The 3600-nt window shown below is 60.7% G+C and carries 3 protein-coding genes; 1 reads left to right on the forward strand and 2 read right to left on the reverse strand.

Annotated elements, in window-relative coordinates:
• The first annotated feature begins 375 nt into the window (after nt 1-375).
• Nucleotides 376-2094, forward strand: coding sequence for a macro domain-containing protein (locus CWS39_RS30200; protein WP_306768858.1), 1719 nt, complete (start codon nt 376-378; stop codon nt 2092-2094).
• Nucleotides 2095-2115: 21 nt separating this feature from the next.
• Here CWS39_RS30200 and CWS39_RS27960 read toward each other — a convergent pair whose 3' ends face one another.
• The gene (locus tag CWS39_RS27960; protein WP_102146074.1) at nt 2116-3030 is read right to left on the reverse strand and encodes a S1C family serine protease; all 915 of its coding nucleotides are present in this window, start codon (nt 3028-3030) and stop codon (nt 2116-2118) included.
• Nucleotides 3023-3600, reverse strand: a 578-nt coding sequence (locus CWS39_RS27965) for a T3SS (YopN, CesT) and YbjN peptide-binding chaperone 1 (protein ID WP_233213747.1), incomplete at its 5' end; no start/stop codon positions are given. The genes CWS39_RS27965 and CWS39_RS27960, both read right to left, overlap by 8 nt.

A 3600-nucleotide genomic window follows, 5' to 3' on the forward strand; every position in this document is an offset into this window, starting at 1 on the left:
CTACCCCCACGTGGTCACCCTGAATGCCTCCGAACACCGACACCATCGCGGGTCTACTGCTCGAGTGGTTCACCTCTCACCCGTAGGCACTTGACCGGCCTAAATACTGCGGCCCGTTAGGGAATGAGGACACAGAATCAGGCCATAACGTGCTCAGGGTGTCAGTTTGCAGATGACCGGCATCAGCGTGCGGGTGCTGACCTGCATGGCAGCGATTGAGTGAAATGCTGTCGCTGGCGAAGTTGCAGCCAATCGCAGCCATTGGTTGCAGAGATCGCGGAGCGGTACCGGGCGGGTCACGGACCGGTCTGGGGCACTTACCCGCCGGGGCCCGTCTAGGTCATTGTCGTCGGTGCCCAGATGCATACTGGCTGCGTGCTGATAATCACCGCGGTGTGTGGCGACATCACCAAACAGGAGGTCGACGCCGTCGTTAACCCCGCGAACACCGGCATGCGCGGGGGTGGCGGTGCGGATGGCGCAATTCATCATGCAGGAGGTCCTGCAATCCTCCGCGACTGCATCGAGAGGTTCCCGAACGGTCTGGCCACAGGTGACGCCGGATGGACGACAGCTGGCGACCTACCGGCTGAGTGGGTCATCCACACTGTGGGACCGAACTACAACGCCGGGCAGCGAGACCGTTCGCTCTTGGAGTCCTGCTACCGCCGGGCGATGGAAGTTGCTGACGAACTCGGGGCCCGAGTCGTTGCCTTTCCGCTCATCAGCACCGGCGCCTTCGGCTGGCCGCGCCAAGATGCAATCGCCGCCGCGATCGAAAGCATTGCCGCGGCCAATTCTCGTGTCGACGAGGTGCGCCTGGTGGCTTTCGACTCCGAGATGCACGAGCAAGTGAGCGCCGAGTTGGCTTCGTCGACACCAATCCGGGTCTTGCAAGGCGTCCGCGTGCTGCATCAACGCGGCTACCATCGGGTGCGCATCCTGCCGGGAGTGAGCCCGTCGGGGATGTATTGGCGTGTCGCAATCACACTCAGCGACAATCTGATTGATGACGTGGACCACCCGGACGTCATCGACTGGGAAGCCGCACTGCGATACTCGACTGGCGGTCTCACCGAGTTCGCCGGTGGGGAGGTTACGGTGACGACCCCGCCGGAGAGGGTCGCTGATCTAATTTTGAGCGCCTTGCGCGACGTCACTCCGACCAACGACGACCCCGCATACATCGCATGGTTCGACGAACTCATTCGTACTGTCGAGCGAAGCAATGCACTACCTGTCGCGTACGCCGACTACTTCGACGCCAGCGAGGGGTGGGAGGTCGGCTGGGGTAGTGGCGTCAAGCATCCGAGACCACCGAGGCCGCCGGCTTCTACCCAGAAGGGATCCAGTTCGATGCCATCGACGTCAGATACCGGTGACACTCCAATCGTCCTCGACCGACTCGGTAAGGTCCTGCAGTGGGCGACAGGGCTTTCCCCGAAAGCCAGCGCGGCGGAAGGAACTCTGGTTCCACGCGGGGACACGCTGTCACCCGGCGTCACAATCAAATTCGCTGCCAAGGATGTTCGTGGTGCCGACCGCGCTGCGCTGTTTGCCGATGGTCAGTTCGTTCATTTGGGCGTCTGGCCGGCTGAACTCCAATCTCAGTACACCTACTTGTACTCTGATCGGGCAAGAGTCGATGCGCTGCTTGAACTCGACGCTCTCACCGGTTTCACCGTCGAGTCCAACTTCCAGCTGGCCCATAGATTCGCCCAACCTCTTCAACGCTGGTTTCCGACCAGACTGCTGTCGGCGGAAGATTACCTAGGCCAGTGGATCGAGGACTTTCACGCGGGACGAGCTGGCGGTCGAACCCACGATGAGATCGCCGACCCGGGCTTCTTCGGCTGGCTTGCGGAGCGCCGCTACGCTCTTGCCGCGGAGCAGGAAAGCCTTCACCATTGGTTAGACGGCAAGAAGGCTGGCATACAGATTCACATACGCCCCGGCGTCCAGATCCGCAGAACCTGGTCGTACGCAGAAGCATTCGCGGTTGAGAACGAACACGAGTTCGCCTCGCAGGTGCGTACAGCAGTGGATCAGGTACTGACCGCACTCGGCCAGACGAACCTCGGCTCCGCACGTTAAACGGCGGTTGCCGTAGGTGTTTCAGCTGAGAGTTCGCACGCTCCGCGGCCGGCATTCAATCGAGACTTCGTGGTCACCACGCAAGACCACGACTGGTACTCTCCGATTGGCGACGTCGCGTCGCAACGCGCGCAATAGGTCGTTCTGGGAGTGGATGTCGCGATCCCCGACAGCAACGATCGCATCGCCGGGCTCAAAGGGGCCTGCTGAGTTATCGCGAACAGCCGTCACCACAAGAGCATGCCCTCCCGGTGCTCTATCGACGGGTCGGCGTGCGACGCTGACGCCCAGTGACGCGCGTTCAACAGCTCCGTAGGTGATGAGTTCCTGGACTACCTCCGCGACGGTGTCGGCCGGGACCGCGAAGCCAATGCCATCGGCCTCAGGGATAGCTGCCGTATTCACTCCTATGACAAGGCCGTCGACGTTCACCAATGGCCCGCCGGAGTTTCCGGGGTTGATTGCAGCATCCGTCTGGATCACGTCAAAGATCGCTTGCTTATCCCCGGTGGGCAGGCTTCGCTTCAAACCGCTCACGATGCCAATGCTGATGCTCTCCGGGAACTCACCCAGGGGGCTACCGAATGCAAAGCAGAGTTCTCCGAGCCGTGCCCCGCGGGCCGAAATCAAAAGCGGCTCAGCGGGTTGCGGGTCAACTCGCAGGACAGCGAGGTCGGTCAAGGGATCTCGTCCCACGACGCGTGCCTCGGTCTGTCGAGCGCCGGGTAGCTGGACGTGGATCGGGTCGACCATTCCTTCGACCACATGATTGTTCGTGACGAGGTGCTCGACGTCGTAGAGGAACGCTGATCCGCTGCCTTCGTCGAAATCACGCGTCTGCCCTTTGACAATGGCAGTAGAAAGCACAACGCGTTCGGCCAGTTCGATAATCTCGTCGCTGAATTGCCGAAGCAACCGTCCCGATGTATTAGACATCGAACTCGTCACCATCATCGTCGTCGAGCATGGTCTGTCCGCCAAATCGCTTCTGCAGCCGAGTGTCATAGTGGTCCGCGCGGTCCGCAATCAGGTCGATGGTGGCCATGAGCTGCTCAGACGAAAGCCCGTCGAAAATGTGGAGCTCCGCCGATAGCACAATTTGTGGACCATCTGGGTCGACGGTCGCCTTCGCAAACGGCGTGTTCCGATTGATTGCGTTAACCGCCTCATACACCTCGGGCCGCATCGCGAAGTCCTCAAGCAGCGGAGAGAAAACTCCGATCCATGGCGTTCCGTCGTCGGTCGTCCTGACGTACACGACGGCGCTGCCTGATACGAGCACGATGTCGCCATCGTCGTCACGTTCGATCGTGTCGAGCTTGAGCTCAAGCTTTAGCGTGCTTTCCAACCAATCGTCGAGCTGGTTCGCGGTGTTGTCACCAGAAGAACCAAACACTTTGTCAAAGAACGAGGTCGACTGCGGTCGCGGAGCGAATCTCGACACTTCACGGTCTCCTGTGTGCGGTAAGAGGTTGTCCCGGTCTTCGTGGAATTTGAGGTGGCGGT

This window comes from Mycobacterium hubeiense (genome assembly GCF_002838065.1).
Lineage (GTDB): Bacteria > Actinomycetota > Actinomycetes > Mycobacteriales > Mycobacteriaceae > Mycobacterium > Mycobacterium hubeiense.

Coding starts and splice junctions, on each gene's coding strand:
- CWS39_RS27960 (WP_102146074.1), bottom strand. CDS start 3,030: ATGTCTAATACATCGGGACGGTTGCTTCGGCAATTCAGCGACGAGATT.